Annotated in this window: 20 protein-coding genes, 1 pseudogene and 1 riboswitch; of the genes and pseudogenes, 14 read left to right on the plus strand and 7 right to left on the minus strand. The window is 61.6% G+C overall.

All coding sequences use genetic code 11. The annotated features are described in order from the left end of the window. Window positions 1–11 precede the first annotated feature (11 nt). Window positions 12–986 carry an adenosylcobinamide-phosphate synthase CbiB gene (cbiB, locus tag HYPMC_RS03125; RefSeq protein ID WP_013946326.1) on the plus strand — a complete coding sequence of 325 codons (975 nt, stop codon included), beginning with the start codon at window positions 12–14 and terminating at the stop codon, window positions 984–986. Here the strand turns inward: cbiB and HYPMC_RS03130 are convergent. The 3 genes from HYPMC_RS03130 to cobU are packed head-to-tail and all read right to left on the minus strand — an operon-like array spanning window position 970 to window position 3,590. Then, window positions 970–2,442: a cobyric acid synthase gene (locus HYPMC_RS03130; RefSeq protein ID WP_013946327.1), complete on the minus strand. Its 1,473-nt coding sequence runs from the start codon at window positions 2,440–2,442 to the stop codon at window positions 970–972. The genes cbiB and HYPMC_RS03130 overlap by 17 nt on opposite strands. Continuing rightward, complete coding sequence (gene cobO / locus HYPMC_RS03135) at window positions 2,442–3,062, minus strand: cob(I)yrinic acid a,c-diamide adenosyltransferase (RefSeq protein WP_013946328.1); 621 nt, start codon at window positions 3,060–3,062, stop codon at window positions 2,442–2,444. The genes HYPMC_RS03130 and cobO overlap by 1 nt, the downstream gene beginning before the upstream one ends. A gap of 3 nt (window positions 3,063–3,065) precedes the next feature. After that, entirely contained in the window at window positions 3,066–3,590 is a 525-nt protein-coding gene (gene cobU / locus HYPMC_RS03140; protein ID WP_013946329.1) for a bifunctional adenosylcobinamide kinase/adenosylcobinamide-phosphate guanylyltransferase, read from the minus strand. A 60-nt stretch (window positions 3,591–3,650) separates the two neighbouring features. Beyond that, window positions 3,651–3,836: riboswitch (cobalamin riboswitch) on the plus strand. A 97-nt stretch (window positions 3,837–3,933) separates the two neighbouring features. Between cobU and cobW the strand changes: the two genes are divergently transcribed. From cobW to cobJ, 6 genes are read left to right on the plus strand one after another with little or no spacing between them, the layout of a single operon-like run. Further along, window positions 3,934–4,971, plus strand: a complete 1,038-nt coding sequence (gene cobW, locus HYPMC_RS03145) for a cobalamin biosynthesis protein CobW (RefSeq protein ID WP_013946330.1) — start codon at window positions 3,934–3,936, stop codon at window positions 4,969–4,971. Continuing rightward, window positions 4,971–8,237, plus strand: a complete 3,267-nt coding sequence (cobN, locus tag HYPMC_RS03150) for a cobaltochelatase subunit CobN (protein WP_013946331.1) — start codon at window positions 4,971–4,973, stop codon at window positions 8,235–8,237. The genes cobW and cobN overlap by 1 nt, the downstream gene beginning before the upstream one ends. Beyond that, window positions 8,234–9,502: a precorrin-3B synthase gene (gene cobG, locus HYPMC_RS03155; RefSeq protein ID WP_013946332.1), complete on the plus strand. Its 1,269-nt coding sequence runs from the start codon at window positions 8,234–8,236 to the stop codon at window positions 9,500–9,502. Before cobN ends, cobG begins: the two co-directional genes overlap by 4 nt. Next, entirely contained in the window at window positions 9,499–10,128 is a 630-nt protein-coding gene (locus HYPMC_RS03160) for a precorrin-8X methylmutase (protein ID WP_013946333.1), read from the plus strand. Before cobG ends, HYPMC_RS03160 begins: the two co-directional genes overlap by 4 nt. After that, window positions 10,125–10,868, plus strand: a complete 744-nt coding sequence (locus HYPMC_RS03165; RefSeq protein WP_013946334.1) for a precorrin-2 C(20)-methyltransferase — start codon at window positions 10,125–10,127, stop codon at window positions 10,866–10,868. Before HYPMC_RS03160 ends, HYPMC_RS03165 begins: the two co-directional genes overlap by 4 nt. Beyond that, on the plus strand, window positions 10,865–11,623 hold the full coding sequence (cobJ, locus tag HYPMC_RS03170) for a precorrin-3B C(17)-methyltransferase (RefSeq protein WP_013946335.1): 759 nt from the start codon (window positions 10,865–10,867) through the stop codon (window positions 11,621–11,623). Before HYPMC_RS03165 ends, cobJ begins: the two co-directional genes overlap by 4 nt. Here the strand turns inward: cobJ and HYPMC_RS03175 are convergent. After that, entirely contained in the window at window positions 11,593–12,381 is a 789-nt protein-coding gene (locus tag HYPMC_RS03175) for a cobalt-precorrin-6A reductase (protein ID WP_013946336.1), read from the minus strand. The genes cobJ and HYPMC_RS03175 overlap by 31 nt on opposite strands. 14 nt (window positions 12,382–12,395) lie before the next feature. On the opposite strand from HYPMC_RS03175, the gene HYPMC_RS03180 reads away from it, so the two are divergent. The 7 genes from HYPMC_RS03180 (at window position 12,396) to HYPMC_RS03210 (ending at window position 17,916) form a co-directional block, all read left to right on the plus strand. Further along, window positions 12,396–13,619 carry a bifunctional cobalt-precorrin-7 (C(5))-methyltransferase/cobalt-precorrin-6B (C(15))-methyltransferase gene (locus tag HYPMC_RS03180; RefSeq protein ID WP_013946337.1) on the plus strand — a complete coding sequence of 408 codons (1,224 nt, stop codon included), beginning with the start codon at window positions 12,396–12,398 and terminating at the stop codon, window positions 13,617–13,619. Continuing rightward, on the plus strand, window positions 13,616–14,002 hold the full coding sequence (locus HYPMC_RS03185; protein WP_013946338.1) for a cobalamin biosynthesis protein: 387 nt from the start codon (window positions 13,616–13,618) through the stop codon (window positions 14,000–14,002). Before HYPMC_RS03180 ends, HYPMC_RS03185 begins: the two co-directional genes overlap by 4 nt. After that, the gene (gene cobM, locus HYPMC_RS03190) at window positions 13,999–14,760 is read left to right on the plus strand and encodes a precorrin-4 C(11)-methyltransferase (protein ID WP_013946339.1); all 762 of its coding nucleotides are present in this window, start codon (window positions 13,999–14,001) and stop codon (window positions 14,758–14,760) included. The genes HYPMC_RS03185 and cobM overlap by 4 nt, the downstream gene beginning before the upstream one ends. After that, entirely contained in the window at window positions 14,757–16,079 is a 1,323-nt protein-coding gene (locus tag HYPMC_RS03195) for a cobyrinate a,c-diamide synthase (RefSeq protein WP_013946340.1), read from the plus strand. Before cobM ends, HYPMC_RS03195 begins: the two co-directional genes overlap by 4 nt. Before the next feature lie 233 nt (window positions 16,080–16,312). After that, window positions 16,313–16,471, plus strand: coding sequence for a NepR family anti-sigma factor (locus HYPMC_RS03200; RefSeq protein WP_244420968.1), 159 nt, complete (start codon window positions 16,313–16,315; stop codon window positions 16,469–16,471). After that, window positions 16,468–17,022 (plus strand): sigma-70 family RNA polymerase sigma factor, encoded by a 555-nt coding sequence (locus tag HYPMC_RS03205; RefSeq protein ID WP_013946342.1) that lies wholly within the window; start codon window positions 16,468–16,470, stop codon window positions 17,020–17,022. Before HYPMC_RS03200 ends, HYPMC_RS03205 begins: the two co-directional genes overlap by 4 nt. A 90-nt stretch (window positions 17,023–17,112) precedes the next feature. Then, on the plus strand, window positions 17,113–17,916 hold the full coding sequence (locus tag HYPMC_RS03210; protein ID WP_013946343.1) for a response regulator: 804 nt from the start codon (window positions 17,113–17,115) through the stop codon (window positions 17,914–17,916). 91 nt (window positions 17,917–18,007) lie between these two features. On the opposite strand, the gene HYPMC_RS23075 is transcribed toward HYPMC_RS03210, so the two are convergent. The 3 genes and pseudogenes from HYPMC_RS23075 to HYPMC_RS23545 all read right to left on the minus strand — a co-directional run bounded on the left by HYPMC_RS23075 (window position 18,008) and on the right by HYPMC_RS23545 (window position 19,019). Next, window positions 18,008–18,466 (minus strand): PRC-barrel domain-containing protein, encoded by a 459-nt coding sequence (locus tag HYPMC_RS23075; RefSeq protein ID WP_013946344.1) that lies wholly within the window; start codon window positions 18,464–18,466, stop codon window positions 18,008–18,010. Between the two features lie 146 nt (window positions 18,467–18,612). Further along, window positions 18,613–18,809: pseudogene (locus HYPMC_RS03220) on the minus strand (CsbD family protein). 36 nt (window positions 18,810–18,845) lie between these two features. Beyond that, window positions 18,846–19,019 (minus strand): DUF1328 domain-containing protein, encoded by a 174-nt coding sequence (locus tag HYPMC_RS23545; protein ID WP_013946346.1) that lies wholly within the window; start codon window positions 19,017–19,019, stop codon window positions 18,846–18,848. Between the last annotated feature and the right edge of the window lie 317 nt (window positions 19,020–19,336).

Here is a 19,336-nt window from a genome sequence, read left to right on the forward strand (position 1 = left end):
CATAGCCGCCCGTGACAGCCGCACAAACGCTCTTCGTCCTTGTCGGCGCTCTCGCGCTTGAGGCCACGTTCGGATATCCGGACTGGCTTTATCAGCGTATTGGGCATCCCGTATCGTGGCTAGGGCGATTCATTTCCTTTCTCGATAAAAAGCTCAATCGGGAAACCGACAGCTCGCAAGTCAGGCGCAACAAGGGCGTGCTGGCGCTCGGCATTCTTATCGTCATTACCGGTGTCATCGCCTGGGCGTTGGAGCAGTTTTTCGATCACGTTGCCTTCGGGGCGTTTTTCATTGCGCTCTTGGCGTCGATGCTGATTGCGAGCCGGAGCCTTTACACGCACGTCGAAGATGTGGCGCGGGCGCTTGATCAATATGGTCTGGACGAGGCGCGGCAGGCGGTCGGTCGTATCGTCGGGCGCAATCCGAAAACGCTCGATGCGCACGGCGTGGCGCGTGCAGCTATTGAAAGCCTTGCTGAAAATGCCTCGGATGGCATCGTGGCGCCGGTGTTCTGGTTTGCGATCTTGGGGCTGCCAGGCCTTGTCGTTTATAAGGCCATCAACACGGCTGACAGCATGATCGGGCATCGGACGCCGCGGCATGAGGCGTTCGGTTGGGCGTCAGCGCGTCTAGATGATTTCGTCAATCTGCCTGCTTCGCGATTGACAGCCCTGCTGCTGGCGCTGGCGAGCATCTTCACGCCGGGTGCGTCGGTGGCGGGAACGCTCGAAGCTGTGGCGCGCGATGCATCGAAGCATCGTTCGCCGAACGCGGGCTGGCCGGAGAGCGCGCTCGCGGGCGCACTCGGGCTGAAGCTCAACGGTCCGAAGGTCTACGGCGAGACGCGCGTTGAAGATGCCTACATGGGCGACGGCAAGCGCGATGCGACAGCAGAAGATATTCGCGCTGCGCTGCGGCTGACGACGACGGCATGGGGCGTCATGGTCGGCAGCCTGCTGCTCATCGCAATCATCTTGCCAGGCTGAGGAGTTCTTCGATTGCGATGTGTTGGGCGAGGTGCTCGGCAAAGCGATCGAGGATGGCGTCGATTTCGGTATCGTAGCTGAGCGCAGATGCTTCCATGCCCAAAGAGGCCAGAAAGGTCTGGCGTGCAGCGTCCGACGTAAATAGGCCGTGAATGTAGCATCCCGAGACGCGGCCGTCTGGCGAGGTGGCGCCGTCGCGGTGGCCGTCGGGGAAGGTTACCATGGGGCGCGCGGTGTCTGGCCCAGTCGTCTTGCCGACGTGCATTTCATAGCCTTCAAACGGCGCTATGGAACCCGTAAGCGTGCCGGAAACGCGCTCTAGCGTTTTCTCGGTGCCGAACTCGGTTTCGATATCGAGAAGGCCGAGGCCATCGACGGCGCGCGGCGGGCCTTCGATGCCATTCGGATCGGCGATGCGTTTCCCAAGCATCTGATAGCCACCACACAGCCCGAGCACACGGCCGCCGCGGCGAACATGCGCTTTGATGTCGATGTCCCAGCCTGCGGCGCGCAAGGCTGTTAGGTCATCAATGGTTGTCTTCGAGCCCGGCAGTAGAACGAGATCGGCGTGTGCCGGAATCGGCTGACCGGGTTCGATCAGTTCGACGATGACGCCAGGTTCGTTGCGTAGCGGATCGAGGTCGTCGAAATTCGAGATGCGCGGCAGCAACGGCACAGCGATGCTCAGTTTCGTTTCACCACCGGACCTCGATGTTTTCATGAGGTCGCGCAATCCGAGCGCGTCTTCAGCGGGAAGCTTGCGAGCGTCGGGGAAGAACGGCACGAGGCCGAGCGGCGTCCATCCGGACAGATTTGCAATTGCCGTCATGCCATCGGCGAATAGCGTCGGGTCGCCGCGCATCTTGTTGATGATGAAGCCGCGGATCATGGCCGCGTCGTCGAGATCGAGGACGTGGCGTGTACCGACGACGCTGGCGATGACACCGCCGCGGTCGATGTCGCCGATCAGTACGACCGGAACGTCGGCGGCGCGTGCGAAGCCGAGATTGGCGATGTCGTTCGCACGCAGGTTGATCTCGGATGCGCTGCCTGCGCCTTCGACGAGAACGAGATCGGCGTTCGCTTTGAGGCGCGCGAAGCTGTCGAGAACGGCAGGCAGAAGCTCTTTCTTTTTCGATTGAAAATCGCGCGCTTTCGCCGAGCCGCGCATTTTGCCTTGCACGACGATCTGCGCGCCGGTTTCGGTCTCGGGCTTCAGCAGCACCGGATTCATGTGCACGGATGGCGCAACGCGCGCGGCTCGCGCTTGCAATGCCTGGGCGCGGCCGATTTCGCCGCCGTCGGCCGTGACCGCGGCATTGTTCGACATGTTCTGGGGCTTGAACGGAACGACGCGAACCCCGCGGTTGGAGAACAAACGGCAAAGCCCGGCGACGATCAGCGATTTGCCAACGTCGGAGCCGGTACCTGAGAACATCAACGCGCGCGCAGGCATCAGAATTCGATGCCTTCCTGAGCTTTGATGCCGGCGGCGAAATGGTGCTTCACGGCACCCATTTCCGTCACGCCATCCGCGAGCGCGATCAATTCCGGTTTGGCGTTGCGGCCGGTGACGACGACATGAAGATCGGGCCGCCGCGTGCGGAGCGTTTCGAGCACGTCATCGAGCAGCAGATAGTCATAACGCAGCGCGATGTTGAGTTCGTCGAGAATGAGCAGACGAATGGATGGATCGGCCATCAATTCTTTGGCCTTCGCCCAGGCGCGTGTGGCGGCGGCAATGTCGCGGGCCTTGTCTTGTGTTTCCCAGGTGAAGCCTTCGCCCATCGTGTGCCAGGAGATCTGATCGCCGAAGCGTTCAAGCGCGTCGCGTTCGCCGGTCTTCCACGCGCCTTTGATGAACTGGACGACGCCGACGCGCCAGCCGTGTCCAAGCGCGCGCAGCACGAGGCCGAATGCGGCCGTCGATTTGCCTTTGCCGGGGCCGGTGTGGACGAGCAGCACGCCTTTTTCGATCTGTTTCGAGGCGACCTCGGCATCTTGCACGGCTTTGCGCTTTGCCATCTTGGCTTTGTGACGCTCGGCATCATCGACCGTGGTGGGATTGTTGCTCACGGCTCAGCCTTTCAACGTCAGCGGCAGTCCGGCGGCGACAAAAATGACCTTGTCGGCGGCTGCTGCGATCTTCTGATTGAGCCGGCCGGCTTCGTCGCGGAAGGCGCGGGCGAGCGCGTTGTCCGGCACGATGCCGAGGCCGACCTCATTCGAGACCATCACACAGGGCGCGACGCGTTTTGCGACGGCGGCCAGCAACGCGTCGCTTGCCTCCGGAACGGGGCGGTTGGCGTGCATCAGATTGGAGGTCCAGAGCGTAAGGCAATCGACCAGCGAGGGAAGCTCTGCAACACGGTTGGCCAGCACGTCGGCAATTTCGAGGGGCGATTCGTGATCGACCCAGCCCGCGCCACGGCGGCTCTTGTGGTGCTTGATGCGGCTGTACATTTCGTCGTCGAACGCTTCCGCCGTGGCGACATAAGCCCAAGGCCCGGGAATGCCTGTCAAAAGGCCTTCCGCATAGGCGCTTTTACCGGAACGGGCGCCCCCGAGGATGAGGGTCAGCTGCGGGAGGTGCAAAGTCGTCATTATAAACTTTCGGTCGTGCCGCAGAGGCCGCTATTGCGATTGACGTAAGATGTGGGCTCACTTATCGATTGGGACGACGGTCCCTCGCAAGAGGGTTCAAAAGGGAATGCGGTATTTACTCCGCAGCTGCCCCCGCAACTGTGCGCGGTGAGCATAGGCGAGAACGCCACTGGGCAACAGCCCGGGAAGGTCGCCCAATGCCAAGACCCGCGAGCCAGGAGACCTGCCGTCAACGAGATTTCCAACTTATCGCCGGTGGGGCGAGAAAGGTTAAGATGCACTTCAGAACATGCCGCGCGTCTGGCCGGTCTTCCGAAAATTCAATGTCTGTGGAGGCGGGGCAATGAGCACGCGCAAGGTTCCCGTCACGATCGTCACCGGCTTTTTGGGAGCGGGCAAAACGACACTCGTTCGCCATGCCGTTGAGAACGCGCAAGGCCGCCGCTTGGCGCTGATCGTCAACGAATTCGGCGATGTCGGCGTGGACGGGACGATCCTCCGGTCATGCGGCATTGAGAACTGCCCGCAAGAAAACATCATCGAGCTGACAAACGGCTGCCTGTGTTGCACCGTCGCTGACGATTTCATTCCGACGCTTGAAGCGCTTTTGGCGCGCGAGCCCGCGCCGGAGCACATCATTATCGAGACGTCGGGCCTCGCGCTGCCGAAGCCGCTGGTTAAAGCTTTCGAGTGGCCGGATATCCGCAATCGTGTGACGGTTGATGGCGTGGTGACGGTCGTTGATGCCCCGGCCGTGCGCGCCGGTCGCTTCGCCGACGATCCGGTGAAGGTCGCGGCGCAGCGCGAAGCAGATCCGTCCGTCGATCATGAAAATCCGCTGGAAGAGGTTTACGAGGATCAGCTGCTCTGCGCCGACCTCGTCGTGCTCAACAAGTGCGATCATCTTTCGCCGGAAGACGCGGCTTTGATCGCGCAAGACATTCGCAGCATGGTGCCGCGGGCAATCAAGATCGTGGCAACGCAAAATGGGGTCGTTCCGACAGATGTGCTGCTCGGCATTTCGGCAGCTGCGGAAGATGATCTCGCCGCTCGACCTTCGCATCACGATGCCGAACCGGAACACGATCACGACGATTTCGAGACGTTCATCGTCGAAGTGCCGGAGCTATCGTCGCCCGACGATCTTGCGCAGCGCGCAAAAGCGATCGCCAACGATCATGACGTGCTGCGTGTAAAGGGCTTCGCGGCCATTGGCGGGAAGCCAATGCGGCTCCTTTTGCAAGGGGTCGGCGAGCGGATCGACACGCGTTACGAACGTGCATGGCAATCGGGCGAGGCGCGGGTGGGCCGGCTGGTCGTCATCGGTCAGAAGGGGCTTGATCGCGACGGCATCACTCGGACCCTGACGGGCGCTGCCTGATGCATATCGTCGTTCGCGAGAGCCGGGATCTGGACGAGGCTGCCGCGCCTCAAGATCTCGGACTCGCGCCCGCCGATATCGTTTTTCTGTCGTTTTCCGATTCCGACCTTGCGATGGCGGCGGCTGCATTTCGCGGCGCTGAGAGCACGCAGCCGAGTGTGCGGATTTCGAACCTCAATGCTTTGCGCCACCCGATGTCGGTTGATCTATTTTCCGACGCGACGCTGAAAGGCTCGAAGGCCGTGCTCGTGCGCCTGCTGGGCGGCCTCGACTATTGGCGGTATGGCGGCGAGCAACTCGGGCGGCGCTGCCGCGAACTGGGAATTGCACTTGCTATCGTGCCGGGCGACGGGCGGCCGGACATTCGACTCTCGGCGTTGTCGACGCTTGGTTCGGATGAGCTGGCGCGGCTTGAGGCTCTGCTCGACGTGGGCGGCATCGAGAATACGCGCATGGCTTTGCTGGCGATGCTCGGCAAACGTGACGCGCGTGGAAAAATTGCACAGCCGCGAGAGATTCCGAATTTCGGCGTCTATCGGGAAAGCGCGCAATCCGTTGCTGCGCTCGGGGCGGCTGCCGTTGTTTTCTATCGCTCACATTTGCTTGCGGGCGATGTTGCGCCAGTCGATGCTTTGGTAGATGCACTTGAAGATCGCGGCTTGGCGGTGGCGGCGCTCTACGTTCCGAGCCTGAAGGCAGCGGATACCGCGGCTTGGCTTCAGGATGAGCTGCAACGTCTCCGGCCGAGCGTCATCGTCAATGCGACAGCGTTTGCCTCACGCGACGGCGCGGATGCCTCGCCGCTCGACGTTGCGGATTGTTCGGTCCTGCAGGTCGCGCTCGCCAATTCGAAATTTACGCTTTGGGAGAAGTCGCAGCGCGGCGTCAGTGCCGCGGACCTTGCGATGCACGTCGTTTTGCCGGAACTCGACGGACGGTTGTTTGCGGGCGTCGTATCGTTCAAGGAAGCGGACACGCTGGGAACCGAACTCGGCGTGTCGTTGCTGCGCCATGTGCCTTATAAGCCAAGCGTTTCGCATGTTGCCGAGCTTGCCGCGCGTTGGGCGAGGCTTCGTTCAGCCCCGCGCCATGATCTTCGCATCGGTCTGTTGCTCTCGACGTATCCGGGGCGGCCGGATCAGATCGCGCACGCGGTTGGACTTGATGGCCTTGAGAGCGCGTGCAGGATCGCATCGCATCTCGAAGACGCGGGTTATGACGTCGCCTGTCGCCCGTCGGACAGTCGCGATCTCGTGGCGCAACTCGATCCAGCGAAGGCAATCGGGTGGCCGCTTGATGCTTACCGTTCGGCGTTCGATGCTCTGCCAGAAGCCTTTAAAGAAAGCGTCGTCAGCGCCTGGGGACCGCCAGAAGATGATGACGCACTCGTTGGTAATACGTTCCGCTTTCGTGTTGCGCCGTGCGGAAATCTTTTGATTGGACTGCAGCCGGAACGCGGGCAGGCGCTTGACCGGAAGGCGCAGTATCACGATCCGGCGACGCCGCCGCGGCACAGCTATGTCGCGTTCTATCTCTGGCTGAGACACGTCGCAAAGATCGACGCGCTTATTCATCTCGGCGCGCACGGCACGCTCGAATGGCTGCCAGGCAAAGCCGTTGCGGGCAGCGAAATGTGTGCGCCGCGCGCGCTGGTTGGCCCTACGCCGATGATCTATCCGTTCATCGTCAATGATCCCGGCGAAGCGGCGCAGGCGAAGCGGCGGCTATCTGCCGTGACGCTCGGACATAAGCCGCCGCCGATGACGGATGCCGGTTTGTCGGGGCCGTTGAGTGAAGTTGAACGGCTGGTCGATGAATTCGCGTCGGCGGAAGGTCTTGATCCGAGGCGGCGCAAGGTTCTGTCGGATCAGATCGTCGACGCCGCCATTCGTGCCGGAATTGCGGCCCAGTGCGGCCTCGATGCGGGCATGGCGGCGAGCGAAGCATTGACCCGCATCGACGCCTTTTTGTGCGATGTGAAAGAGCTGTCGATCCGCGACGGGCTGCATATCCTCGATGAGGTGGAGCTTGAAGCGATCACTCGGACGCTTGCTGGAAAATTCATCGCGCCGGGTCCTGCTGGAGCGCCGAGCCGAGGGCGATCTGATGTACTGCCGACAGGACGCAATCTTTTCAGTGTCGATCCGCGCAGCGTGCCAACCGCAACGGCGTGGGCGAACGGCAAGCGTGCAGCGAAAGCAATCCTCGATCGCTATCTCTCCGATCATGGCGAATGGCCCCGCGCGATCGTGCTCGATCTTTGGGGCAGCGCAACGCTCAGAACCGGTGGCGAGGAACTCGCGACCGCGCTGGCGCTGCTTGGCGTTCGCCCCGTCTGGGATCAGCGCTCCTATCGCGTGACGGGCGTCGAGACCGAGGCATTGGCGGAACTTGGACGTCCGCGTGTTGACGTGACGCTGCGGATTTCAGGACTTTTTCGCGATATGTTTGGAGCGCAGCTTGCGTTGTTTGATAGCGCCGTCGCGCTCGTTGCCAGTCTTGAAGAAGATGCCGGCGATAATCCGCTGCGCCCGGCCTCGTCGTCCGAAGCAAAGCTCGATCGCATTTTCGGACCGGCCGGCGGCAGCTTCGGTGCTGGCGTAATGCAGCACATCGACCGCGGCGACTGGAGCGAGCGTGGCGATCTTGGGCGGTCGTATCTCGCCAGCACACAGGCGGCGTATCGTGGCGATGGTTCGGAAGCGACGAGCGCGAGCTTTGAAAAACGCGTGAAATCGGCAGACGCCTTCGTGCATGTGCTGGATCACAGCGAGATCGACCTGCTGACTGGCGGTGACTTTGCGGCACACGAAGGTGGGTTCGCGGCTGCCGCTGCTTCTCTCGGAAACGATCGCGTTGCGCTTTATCATGGCGATACGGCAACGCCAGATGCGCCGCGGGTTCGCACGCTGCAGGAAGAATGTGCCCGTGTGATTCACGGGCGCGCTGCAAACATCCGGTGGATCGAGGGCCAGATGCGTCATGGCTTCCGCGGTGGCGCGGAGATGGCGCAGAGCGTTGACGCGGCATTCGCCTTCGCGGCGACGGCGCGGGCCGTCGACAACGGCGGCTTCGAGCGGCTCTACGAAGCATATCTCGGTGACCCAGTGGTCGCAGCGTTTCTTGCGCGCGAGAACCCCGACGCAATCGCGGCAATGCGGCGCCGGTTCGAGGAGGCGATTGCGCGCGGGCTTTGGCAGCCGCGACGCAACGATCTCGGCGAAATCGCAAACAAAGACGATTCATCGCGCGAGGCAGCGGAATGACGTCGGCGGATCATTTGAGGAAAGGCTGGTGTCCAGGCGCGCATCGTCCGATGCGTTCGGGCGATGGGCTTCTGGTGCGTGTGCGTCCACGCGCCGGCGCACTTTCGCTCAGTTCGTTGCGAGCCATCGGTACGATCGCCGCTCAGTTCGGGTCCGGCGACATTGATTTGACTAATCGCGGCAATCTGCAGATCAGAGGCGTTGGTGACGGCGCGTTCGCAGTGCTTCTCGGTGCCCTGGATACGGCAGGTTTGCTCGACCCGTCTGCGGACGCGGAAGCCGTGCGCAACGTCGTCGTCGATCCGTTGAGCGGGCTTGATCCGCGGCGTGCGGATATTTGCGATCTCGCGGCAGCGCTGGAGACGATCCTGCTGCGAGATGCGCGCTTATGGTCTCTGCCCGCAAAATTCGGTTTCAGTTTTTCGGGCGTGGCGACGCCGCGCATCGGCGGACGCAGCGCGGATATCATGATGTCCGCCCGCGATGATTTTTTCTCCATCGTGCTCGATGGTGCGATTGGAATGGGCTGCGAAGTTGCGCGCGGAGAGGTCGTCGATGCCATGCATCGTCTGGCGCTGGCGTTTATCGAGCTGAAGGCAAACGACGCGAGTTTTCGGCGTATGCGCGACGCGGTTGCTCAGTTCGGCGTCGCAAGGGTATTTGCAATGGCAGGTTTGCCGCTTCCGACGGCCGCGGATGAAGCGGTAGCAGACAGTGTGCCTGTGGGATTGCTGCAGCGGAATGACAGCGTGTTCGGAGCTGGCGTCGGTTTTCCCTTCGGGCGGATTACGGCTGATCAGCTTGCCGCGCTTTGCGATCACGCCGCAGTGGCGGGCGCTGAAGACGTTCGCACAAGCCCAGAACGCGTGTTCGTCTTTCCACTGCAGGATGCGATGCATGCGCACGAATTGCTTCGGGGCGCCAATGCCGCAGGACTGATCGTGCAAGAAGACGATATACGGCTCGCGATGGATGTCTGTCCGGGCGCGCCTGGGTGCAAAAATGCGCGCACGGATACGCGGCGGGATGCGCAGCGCTTTGCCGACACGTTTGCGGGTTCGTTGCACGGCTGCTCGCTGCATATTTCCGGATGCGAGAAGGGGTGCGCGCGGCGGACGGAAGCACGTCTGACGCTCGTCGGCCGCGACGGCCGGTACGATATCATCAGAGACGGTTCAGCGGATTCGATGCGCGTACACGATACGATCAATGCTGACGACATGAGCACGACGATTTCGCGCTTGATCCTGGAGCCCGCAGTATGACGGTACAAGACTACATTCGCGACGGAGCGGCGATATACGCGCGCTCGTTTGCGATCATCCGGGCAGAGGCGGATCTCGCCGGGTTGTCACCGGTCGAGGAGCGCGTCGCGGTGCGGATCATCCACGCCTGCGGCATGGTCGAGGTGGCCCGCGATATTGTGATGTCACCAACGTTTGCGCGCGATGCCGAGGCGGCGCTCAAAGCGGGGGCGCCGATCCTCTGCGATTCGATGATGGTCGCGGATGGTATTACGCGGGCGCGCCTTCCGGCGAAGAACGAGGTCGTTTGTACACTGCGCGATCCGCGCGTGCCTGAGATCGCGGCACAGATCGGCAATACGCGCACGGCCGCTGCCATGGAGCTTTGGCGGCCGAAGCTTGCGGGCTCCATCGTTGTTGTCGGAAACGCCCCGACGGCGCTGTTCCGGCTGTTCGAAATGCTCGATGCGGGCGCGCCAAAACCTGCTGCTGTCATCGGAATGCCGGTTGGCTTCGTCGGTGCGGCTGAATCGAAAGAGGCGTTGGCGGCTGACGGGCGCGTTCCATTTGCAATCGTCAAAGGCCGCAAAGGCGGAAGCGCTATGGCTGCGGCAGCCGTCAATGCGCTCGCAAGTGAGGCCGAATGAGCGAGGTTAAATCCGGCACGTTGTTCGGCGTCGGGCTTGGGCCTGGCGATCCGGAGCTGATGACGCTCAAGGCGGTGCGCGTCCTGAGTTCAGCGCCGGTCGTTGCGCATTTCCGCAAGGCGGGACGCACGGGACACGCGCGAGCCATTGCGAATGCTCATATCCGCGCCGACGTCGTCGAGGCGGCGTTCGAATATCCCGTGACGACTGAGATTGATTTCCGAGAGGATGGATACGTTTCGGCGATCCGCGATTTCTACGAAGAGAGCGCGGCGGCGATTGTCGCTCATCTCGAAGGCGGTAGAGATGTGGCGTTGCTATGCGAGGGCGATCCATTTTTCTACGGATCGTTTCTGCACATGTATGATCGCATCAAGGCTGCACATCAGGTGATGGTCATCCCTGGGATCACGGGAATGTCGGGATGCTGGACGGCGGCGCAGGCGCCGATCACCTACGGTGACGACGTCATGACAGTGTTGCCGGGTACGCTCGATGAAGAGGCGCTGACGAAACACCTTGGCGTTGCCGACGCGGCCGTGATCATGAAGGTTGGCCACAACATCGAGAAGATCAAACGGGCGCTGAGCGCGGCGGGTCGTTTCGACGATGCAATTTATGTAGAGCGCGGAACGATGCCGGGCGAGCGCATCGCGAAGCTGTCTGACCTCGGAGAGTGCGCGGTTCCCTATTTCTCAATTGTCCTGCTTCCGGGCGGACGAGGACGGCGCATCGCATGAATGGACAGTTGACTATCGTGGGGCTTGGGCCCGGTCCGAAAGGTTGGGTGACGCCTGCGGCGACCGATGTCGTCGGCGGGGCGGATGTCATTCTGGGGTACGCGCCCTATGTTAATCGTTTGACGCCGCGGGCCGGCCAGATTTTGGAGGCTTCCGACAATCGCGAGGAGTTGGCGCGGGCGGAACGTGCGCTCGAACTTGCCGCGAGCGGACGTCGCGTTGCGATCGTGTCGGGAGGAGATCCGGGCGTCTTTGCCATGGCGGCGGCGGTTTATGAGGCCGTCGAAAAAAATCCGGCGGCTGCAGACGGCGTCGATATTCGTGTCGAGCCTGGTGTTACCGCGATGCTGGCGGCGGCGGCGCGGATCGGGGCGCCGCTGGGGCACGATTTCTGCGCCATTTCGTTGTCCGATAATTTGAAATCTTGGGCGACGATCGAGAAGCGTCTGCGTCTTGCGGCCGAAGCTGATTTCGTTATTGCGCTCTACAACCCGGCATCGAAGGCGAGGCCGCAGCAGATCAGGTCGGCGTTCGAGATTTTGAGAGACGTGTTGCCTGCTGAAACGCTCGTCGTGTTCGCGCGCGCGGTTGGACGCCCAGATGAAGAGATCGATATCGCGACGTTAGCAACCGCGACCGACATGGCGTGCGATATGCGCACGCTCGTGATGATTGGATCGCGTGCGACGCGGACCGTGCAGGCGAGCGATGGGCGCGCGTGGGTTTATACGCCGAGGTCGGAGCGCGACCGATGATGGGTTGCGATCCAGGTCAGCGCCTCGTCTGCGGAGGACACCTTCGTGCGATCTGGGATCGCCGGCCGGCGAACCATGTGGACCGCAATGCCGAGCTGGCGCGCAGCTTCAATCTTGGCATAAGCGGCACTGCCGCCTGCATTCTTCGCCAGCACGTAGCGGATGTCATAGTCCGCGAACAGCCGGGCATCCTCGCCCGTTCGGAACGGTCCACGCGCGGCGATGAGTTCGGAGTTGATCAGCTCACAGGGCAGCTCGAGCGGATCGACGACGCGGATCAGATAACGATGCAGCGGCGCGCGACAGAGCGCGTCGATGGCCTGGCGTCCCAAACCCGAAAAGACGTCTTGAGGCTCAGTGGGAAGAGCGGCAATCGCGGCATCGATGCTGTCGTGCTCAATCCAGTTGTCACCTTCGACCGGCGTCCAGGCCGGGCGTTCGATGGCGAGCAGCGGAATGTTGGTGGCCGCCGCGGCCGCCACGGCGTTGGCGCTTATCTGCGCCGCGAAAGGGTGCGTGGCGTCGATCAGCAGGTCAATCTTTTCCTGGCGCAGGTAAGCGGCAAGTCCGTCGCTCCCGCCGAAACCGCCAACGCGCGTCGGAAGCGTGCTTGCTGCGGGATTGGCGGTTCGTCCGGCGAGCGAAAGCGTCGCTTCGATGTTGTCGGCCGTCGCAAGACGGTCAGCGAGCGTTGCCGCTTCGGTTGTTCCGCCGAGGAGCAGGATGCGCGGCGGTGTCGTAGTGATCGCTTTTGTCATGTGAGCGCAATGCCATGAGCGGACGCTGGTTGTCCATCATCGGAATCGGCGAAGACGGGCGTGCGGGGTCGAGCGCGGCGGCGCTTCGCCTCGTCGATGGAGCTGATCTCATCATCGGCGGGCGTCGACATCTTGATTTGATTGGCGACACGCGCGGCGAAAAAGCGGAATGGGAAAAACCGCTCGAAGCTACTGCCACGACGATCCTGGCGCGGCGCGGTTCGCCGGTCGTGGTGCTCGTTTCCGGCGATCCGTTCTGGTTTGGTGCTGGCGCGACGCTCGCGCGGTCCATTCCGCTTGATGAGATGCTGGTGGTGCCGTCGCCGTCGAGTTTTTCAATTGCGGCAGCGCGGCTCGGCTGGCCGCTGCAAGAGGTGACAACGCTTGGTCTCAATATGCCTGGGTACACGCCTCTCGTCCGTCGCCATGTGCATCATGGGCGCCGCATTCTCGCGCTGGCGCTGAATGGTACTACGGCAGGCGAAGTCGCGGCATTGCTGACGACGGCTGGGTTTGGACGCAGCGAGATGATCGTGATGGAGGCGCTTGGCGGCAGCCGCGAGCGCATCCGACGGACGACCGCCGATACTTTCGATTTCACGAGCGTCGATCCTTTGAACATCATCGGCATCAACGTGGTCGCGGGGTCGGATGCACGGGCGATCCCCTACGCGAGCGGGTTGCCTGACAGCTATTTCGAGAATGACGGGCAGTTGACGAAACGCGAAGTCCGCTCGGTTACGCTGTCGTCGCTCAGGCCCGGTGCGGGCGAATTGCTGTGGGACGTCGGCGCAGGAAGCGGCTCGATCGGAATCGAATGGATGCTCGCACATCCGTCGAACCGGACGATCGGCATCGAGCGTGATGAAGCGCGCGCGGCACGCGCAATGCGCAACGCGGTCGCGCTGGGCGTACCGCATCTTGAGATCGAGATCGGAGCGGCACCGGATGCGCTTCGAGAATTGGCGGCGCCGGATGCTGTTTTTATCGGCTGCGGGACGGCTGGAGGCGCGGTTATCGAAGCGTGCTGGGCGGCACTGAAGCCGGGCGGCCGGATCGTCGCAAATGCCGTCACGATTGAATCCGAGCTTGGCCTGCTCGCTGCATATCATGGCCATGGCGGAACGTTGACGCGCTTGAGCGTTGAACGCGCCGAGCCGGTCGGATCGCGCACGACGTGGCGTCCGGCATTGCCGATCATGCAGTGGGTAGCGCAGAAACCTGCAGGTGCCTCATGATCGCGATCGGCATCGGTGCCAACAGCCGTGCGGAGCAGCGAGACTTTGCAGCGGCTTTGAATGACGCGCGGCAGAGCGCGGGCGGCGCTGACGTAGTTGCAACGTCTGAGGGTGCGGCTTTTGCCTCTTATGTGCGGGAGGCGGCGCGACAGGCATCGCTTTCATATCATGCCATTACATTGGAGAGCATGCGCGCACGAAACGGGGACTGTCTGACGCGTTCCGAGCGATCGCTTTCGCTGTTCGGCGTTGCCTCGATTGCGGAAGCGGCGGCCCTCGCCGGTGCAGGGCCTGGGTCGCGGCTGATCGCGCCGCGGCGGACAGTCGGCAATGTCACGATTGCGGCGGCGCAATCGGCGGACGAACGGGAGCAGGGGACATGACCGTGCATTTCATCGGTGCGGGTCCGGGAGCTGCCGATCTCATCACCGTTCGCGGGCGCGATCTCATCGCAAAATGTCCTGTCTGCCTTTACGCCGGATCGCTTGTGCCACAAGCGCTGCTAACGCATTGCCCGGCCGGCGCCGAGATCGTGGATACGGCTCCGATGACGCTCGACGAAATCATGGCGCGTATCGAGTTGGCGACGCGCGAAGGCAAGGACGTCGCGCGACTGCATTCGGGCGACCTCTCGATCTGGAGCGCACTTGGCGAGCAGTTGCGGCGGCTCGACCAACTCGGGATCTCCTATACGATTACCCCCGGCGTGCCGTCGTTTGCGGCGGCTGCGTCGGTGCTTGGCCGGGAGCTGACGTTACCTGAAGTGGCGCAATCCGTTGTGCTGACGCGCACGTCGGGGCGGGCGTCGTCAATGCCGGAAACGGAGCAGCTCGAGGCTTTCGCGGCGACGCGTGCAACGCTTGCGGTGCATCTTTCGATACACGCGATTGCTGATGTCGTGCGCCGCCTATTGCCATTTTACGGGCCCGACTGTCCGGCGGCCGTCGTCTATCGCGCGACGTGGCCGGACGAGCAGGTTATTCGCGGTACGCTCGGAACCATCGCGGAGAAGACTGCGGAAGCAGGTCCGGAGCGCACGGCGTTGATCCTGGTCGGCGAGGCGTTGGGGCGGGACGATTTTCGCGAGAGCGCACTTTACAGCGTCGATTATCGGCGCCGGTTCCGGGGCGGGGTGTCATGAGCGAAACTCGGACGCTGCCGCCCGGCATTGTGATCGCGGCGTCGCGTTCGGGCTCCGGCAAGACGACGATGACGCTCGGCCTGCTGCGGGCTTTGCAGCGGCGCGGGCTGCAGGTGCAGCCGTTCAAGTGCGGGCCGGATTACATCGACCCGGCGTTTCATGCCGTCGCGGCGGGGCGGTCATCGTACAATGTCGATAGCTGGGCGATGCGGCCGGATCATGCCGCGTACATCCTATCGGATGCATCTCAAGGCGCTGATATCGTCGTTTGCGAGGCGTTGATGGGGCTGTTCGATGGGGTGTCGCGGCCGGGTCTTTGGGGCAACGGCGCCAGTGCCGATATCGCCGCCGCCACGGGATGGCCTGTCGTGCTCGTCCTCGATATCTCGGGCCAATCGCAAACTGCTGCTGCGGTGGCGCGAGGATTTCAGGGCTATCGCGACGGCGTAACAATCGCGGCAGTGATTTTGAATAGGGCAGGCAGTCCGCGCCACATTCGCTTTGCAACAGATGCGCTCGAACGCGTTGGATTGCCGGTCGCAGGTGCGCTGCCGCGTGATACTGGCGTGGTGCTGCCGGAGCGGCATCTGGGACTTGTCCAAGCCGAGGAAACGGCGGAACTGGACAGCCGCCTCGATGCGTTAGCGGATTTCATCGAAGCACATGTCGATCTCGATAAGATCATGGGCTGCGCGTTTCGCGGACGTATGGAAGCGGGTGAGCCAAGGCCGGTGCCGCCGCCTGGACAACGGATTGCACTCGCGCGCGATGCGGCCTTCTCATTTGTTTATCCGCACGTGCTGGCGGGCTGGCGGTCCGCAGGTGCCGAGATCCTGCCGTTTTCACCGCTCGCGGACGAAGCGCCCGACGCGAGTGCCGACGTGGTCTGGCTCCCCGGCGGGTATCCGGAGCTACACGCGGGGGCGATCGCGAGTGCCTGGCGGTTCAAGGCAGCGATTTTCGAATTTGCTCAGTCACGTCCCGTTCATGGAGAGTGTGGTGGGTACATGGTGCTCGGCGCGGGATTGATCGATGCTGACGGCGAGCGACATGAGATGCTTGGCCTTTTGGGGCTTGAGACATCTTTCGCAGTGCGAAAAATGAACCTCGGGTATCGGCGAGCCGAACTCGTCGCGCCGTGTCCTTTGGGGGCTCCGGGCGATATCTTGATGGGGCACGAGTTTCATTATTCGCGCGTTCTTGCGTCTCCGGATGCGCCGCTTTTCAAACTGGAGAATTCCGACGGAGAAGCGCTGCAAAATGGGGGGAGCCGCCGCGGCTTTGCAACGGGATCCTTTTTTCACTTTATCGATAGATAGGCTACCGTTTCCCGGTCGTGTCGGGCTATATTTTCCGGTGAAGCTGCGCACCTTGGAATTCGCGCAATTCAATAGGTTACCGCCGGGCCGGAACTTTTCGGATCGTCATGCATTTAGGTCTGGAAGGTTCGTCGGGAACCCGGAGTACGAGCGAAAGTTACCACGGAATCCGTCAATAAGGTCTTTGTACGATGGGCACTGGCAGTGACCCCAAGCGGGGGGATTCAGTCACAATGCAAGCACCCTTACCGGTAGAGCTGCAGGGCCAGATTGGCCAGCGGTTGCGGGAGGCTTATATCGAACTCATCAATGAGCCGGTTCCTGATCGGTTTGTCGCGCTGTTGCAGAAATTGAAGCAGCGGGAGGATCAAGGGCAAGGAGGCCAGTCGTGACCAAGACCGACGACGACCTGCAGGCTCTGTTGATCAGTGCAGTGCCGAATCTTCGCGCGTTCGCGAATTCCCTGTGCGGGGATCCGACGCGCGCGGATGATCTCGTGCAGGACACGCTCGTTAAAGCATGGTCGAATTTGGAAGGTTTCGAGCGCGGATCGAACCTCAAAGCCTGGCTTTTCACCATTCTGCGCAATACCTACTTCTCGGAGCTTCGCAAGCGCCGCCGTGAGGTGGAGGATGCCGATGGGGCGCTGGCGGAACGTATGTCGGTGATGCCGGAGCAGCAGGTCCATATGGACCTCGTCGATTTCAAGAAGGCTTTCGGCAGCTTGAGCGATGATCAGAAGGAAGTGCTGCTGCTGGTCGGAGCCGAGGGCTTTTCGTATGAGGAAGCCGCAGAGATCACCAATGCGGCGGTCGGAACGGTCAAGAGCCGGGTCAATCGCGCCCGTGTCGCGCTGAACAAGGCTCTTGGTTTCGAAGATGGTGAGAATTTCAATCCGAATGGAGAATTCGTCGGCATCACTCGGGCTGTCAGTCGAGGGTGAGTGGGACGGACGAAACGATCGAATGAAGATGATCGCGTGCGGCACCGCACCGGTTGTCGTCTTGTCAATTACGAGCTTACGAGGTGAACAATGTCGATTGCCGAATCTATTGCTCCCCACCTTCCCTATCTCCGCCGATATGCCCGTTCGCTGACCGGCAGCCAGGCTTCAGGCGATAACTATGTCGCGGCCGTTCTCGAAGCACTGATTGCCGATTCCGACGCATTCGATAAGTCGATTGCACCGCGTGTGGCACTCTATCGGGCTTTCACGAAGGTCTGGAATTCTCTCGCCGTCAATCAAACGGCGGAAGAAGTCTCGCACGACAAGCCGCTGCCGGAGCGCCGCCTTGAGTCGATCACGCCGCTGCCGCGGCAGGCATTCCTGCTGGTCTCGGTCGAAGGCTTTTCAACCGCCGAAGCTGCGCAGGTTCTCGACGTCACGCCTGCGCATGTGACGGAGCTGCTGCAAATGGCCGGCGCCGAAATTGCAGAGCAGCTTTCGGCCGACGTTCTCATCATCGAGGACGAGCCGCTGATTGCCATGGATCTCGAAGCGCTGGTGGTCGATATTGGCCATCGCGTTCAGGGTGTCGCCCGTACGCATCAGGAGGCGGTCGAGGAGGTTGCGAGGAAAGCGCCCTCGCTCGTGCTCGCTGATATCCACCTTGCCGATGGCAGCTCAGGCCTCGAAGCGGTCAACGAAATTCTCGAGACCATCAGCGTGCCGGTGATCTTCATCACGGCGTTCCCGGAACGCCTGCTGACCGGCACTAAGCCTGAGCCCGTGTTCCTGATTACGAAGCCGTTCGAGCCTGCCGTCGTCAAGGCGATGATCAGCCAGTCGCTGTTCTTCGGCTTGAAATCGAAAAAGGCCGGACAGCGCGCGGCCTGATATCGGGACTTCAGCTTTAGATCTTTCGGGCGCGGACAAAGAATTGTTCTGCGCTCGATTTTGTGTTCGCGCCTGCGAAGCGAGGCTTGGATTACTTCGACGAGTTGTTCGTCTCCGAGCCCGAAACGGAATTTTGGTCGCGATCTTCAATTTTTTCCATCGCCGACTTTTCAGTCCACGTATAGCTCGGGGCATTCGTCAGCGTTTCCTTGGTCGCGTCGACAGTGGCGATGCGGCGGCCGTTCTTCTCGGTGAATGACAGCTCGTTGTAAGGAATGCCGACGTTCTTTTCGCCGACACCGAGGAAGCCGCCGACGCCGATAACGGCCGTGCTGATCTTTCCGGTATTGTCGAGCACGAGATAGTTGATGTCGCCAAGCTTGTCGCCTGCATTATTCTCTACCGGAAGTCCAATGACGCTCGCGGTGCTTTGTTCGCCTCCGCCTTGCGTCGCCACGAATGACAGAGCCGATGCCGATGTCGTCGCCGCAACCGGAGCGATTGCCAGTCCAGCGACGAGCATGGTGCGATAGATATTTGTTTTTTTCATTTCGCTCTCCCTGAGGTTCCTATCTGGTCAATCTTTCGCTCGTCGTTTTTGTTCCGATTTTCGCGGGCAACTGGCCTTTCTACGGGAGAACAAAAAAAGCGGCCGAAGACGCTCGGCCGCAGAAAATCAGCGCAGAGATATTATTGCTAGACAATCGACAGCCAGTCGTCGACTTCCTTGCGGATCTGAGCTTTGTCGTAGCCGTAACGCTCCTGCAGTTTGCCTTCGAGCTTCTCATGCCGACCGGCGACGATTTGAAGATCGTCATCTGTCAGCTTGCCCATTGCTCCTTGGCTTTGCCGGTGAACTGTTTCCAACTTTCTTGGATGCAGTTCCAGTCCATGGGCGAATCCTTTCAATCGGCCGGACGGCTTTTTGATCAAACCCGGCGGACGAAGTTTGCAATGAGGGACACGACAAACAGAACGATCGCCACCCAGAAGATCATGCGTGCGCCTTCCATTGCCGTACCGGCCACGCCGCCGAATCCGAAAGCGGCCGCGACAAGCGCGACGATCAGGAATACGATCGCGTAGTGCAGAAGATTTCCCATCCAGATCTCCGATCGGTTTAATCTGATATCCCGAATGGCGATCTAACGTGCATGCCAAGCTCGCAGTTCCGCTGACTTTGCGGGCAGTCCACGGTACGATGGTCGTAAATGTAGGGTTCGCGATGGGTTGGAATGATCCAAAGATGTAGAGTTCGCGCCGCTCGGGGGAAAGCGGTCGCGAACTCTCATCGGACGCGCCGCGCCCCTGGGCCACGGGGGGAGTGGGAGGGAGTGTGGGACGCGGTCACATGGAGCAAACGCGCCGTCCTGCAGGCAGTTCCCCAAAAAGCCACCGACACGGATTACAAGTCTGAGAG

Source organism: Hyphomicrobium sp. MC1 (assembly GCF_000253295.1).
GTDB lineage: Bacteria > Pseudomonadota > Alphaproteobacteria > Rhizobiales > Hyphomicrobiaceae > Hyphomicrobium_B.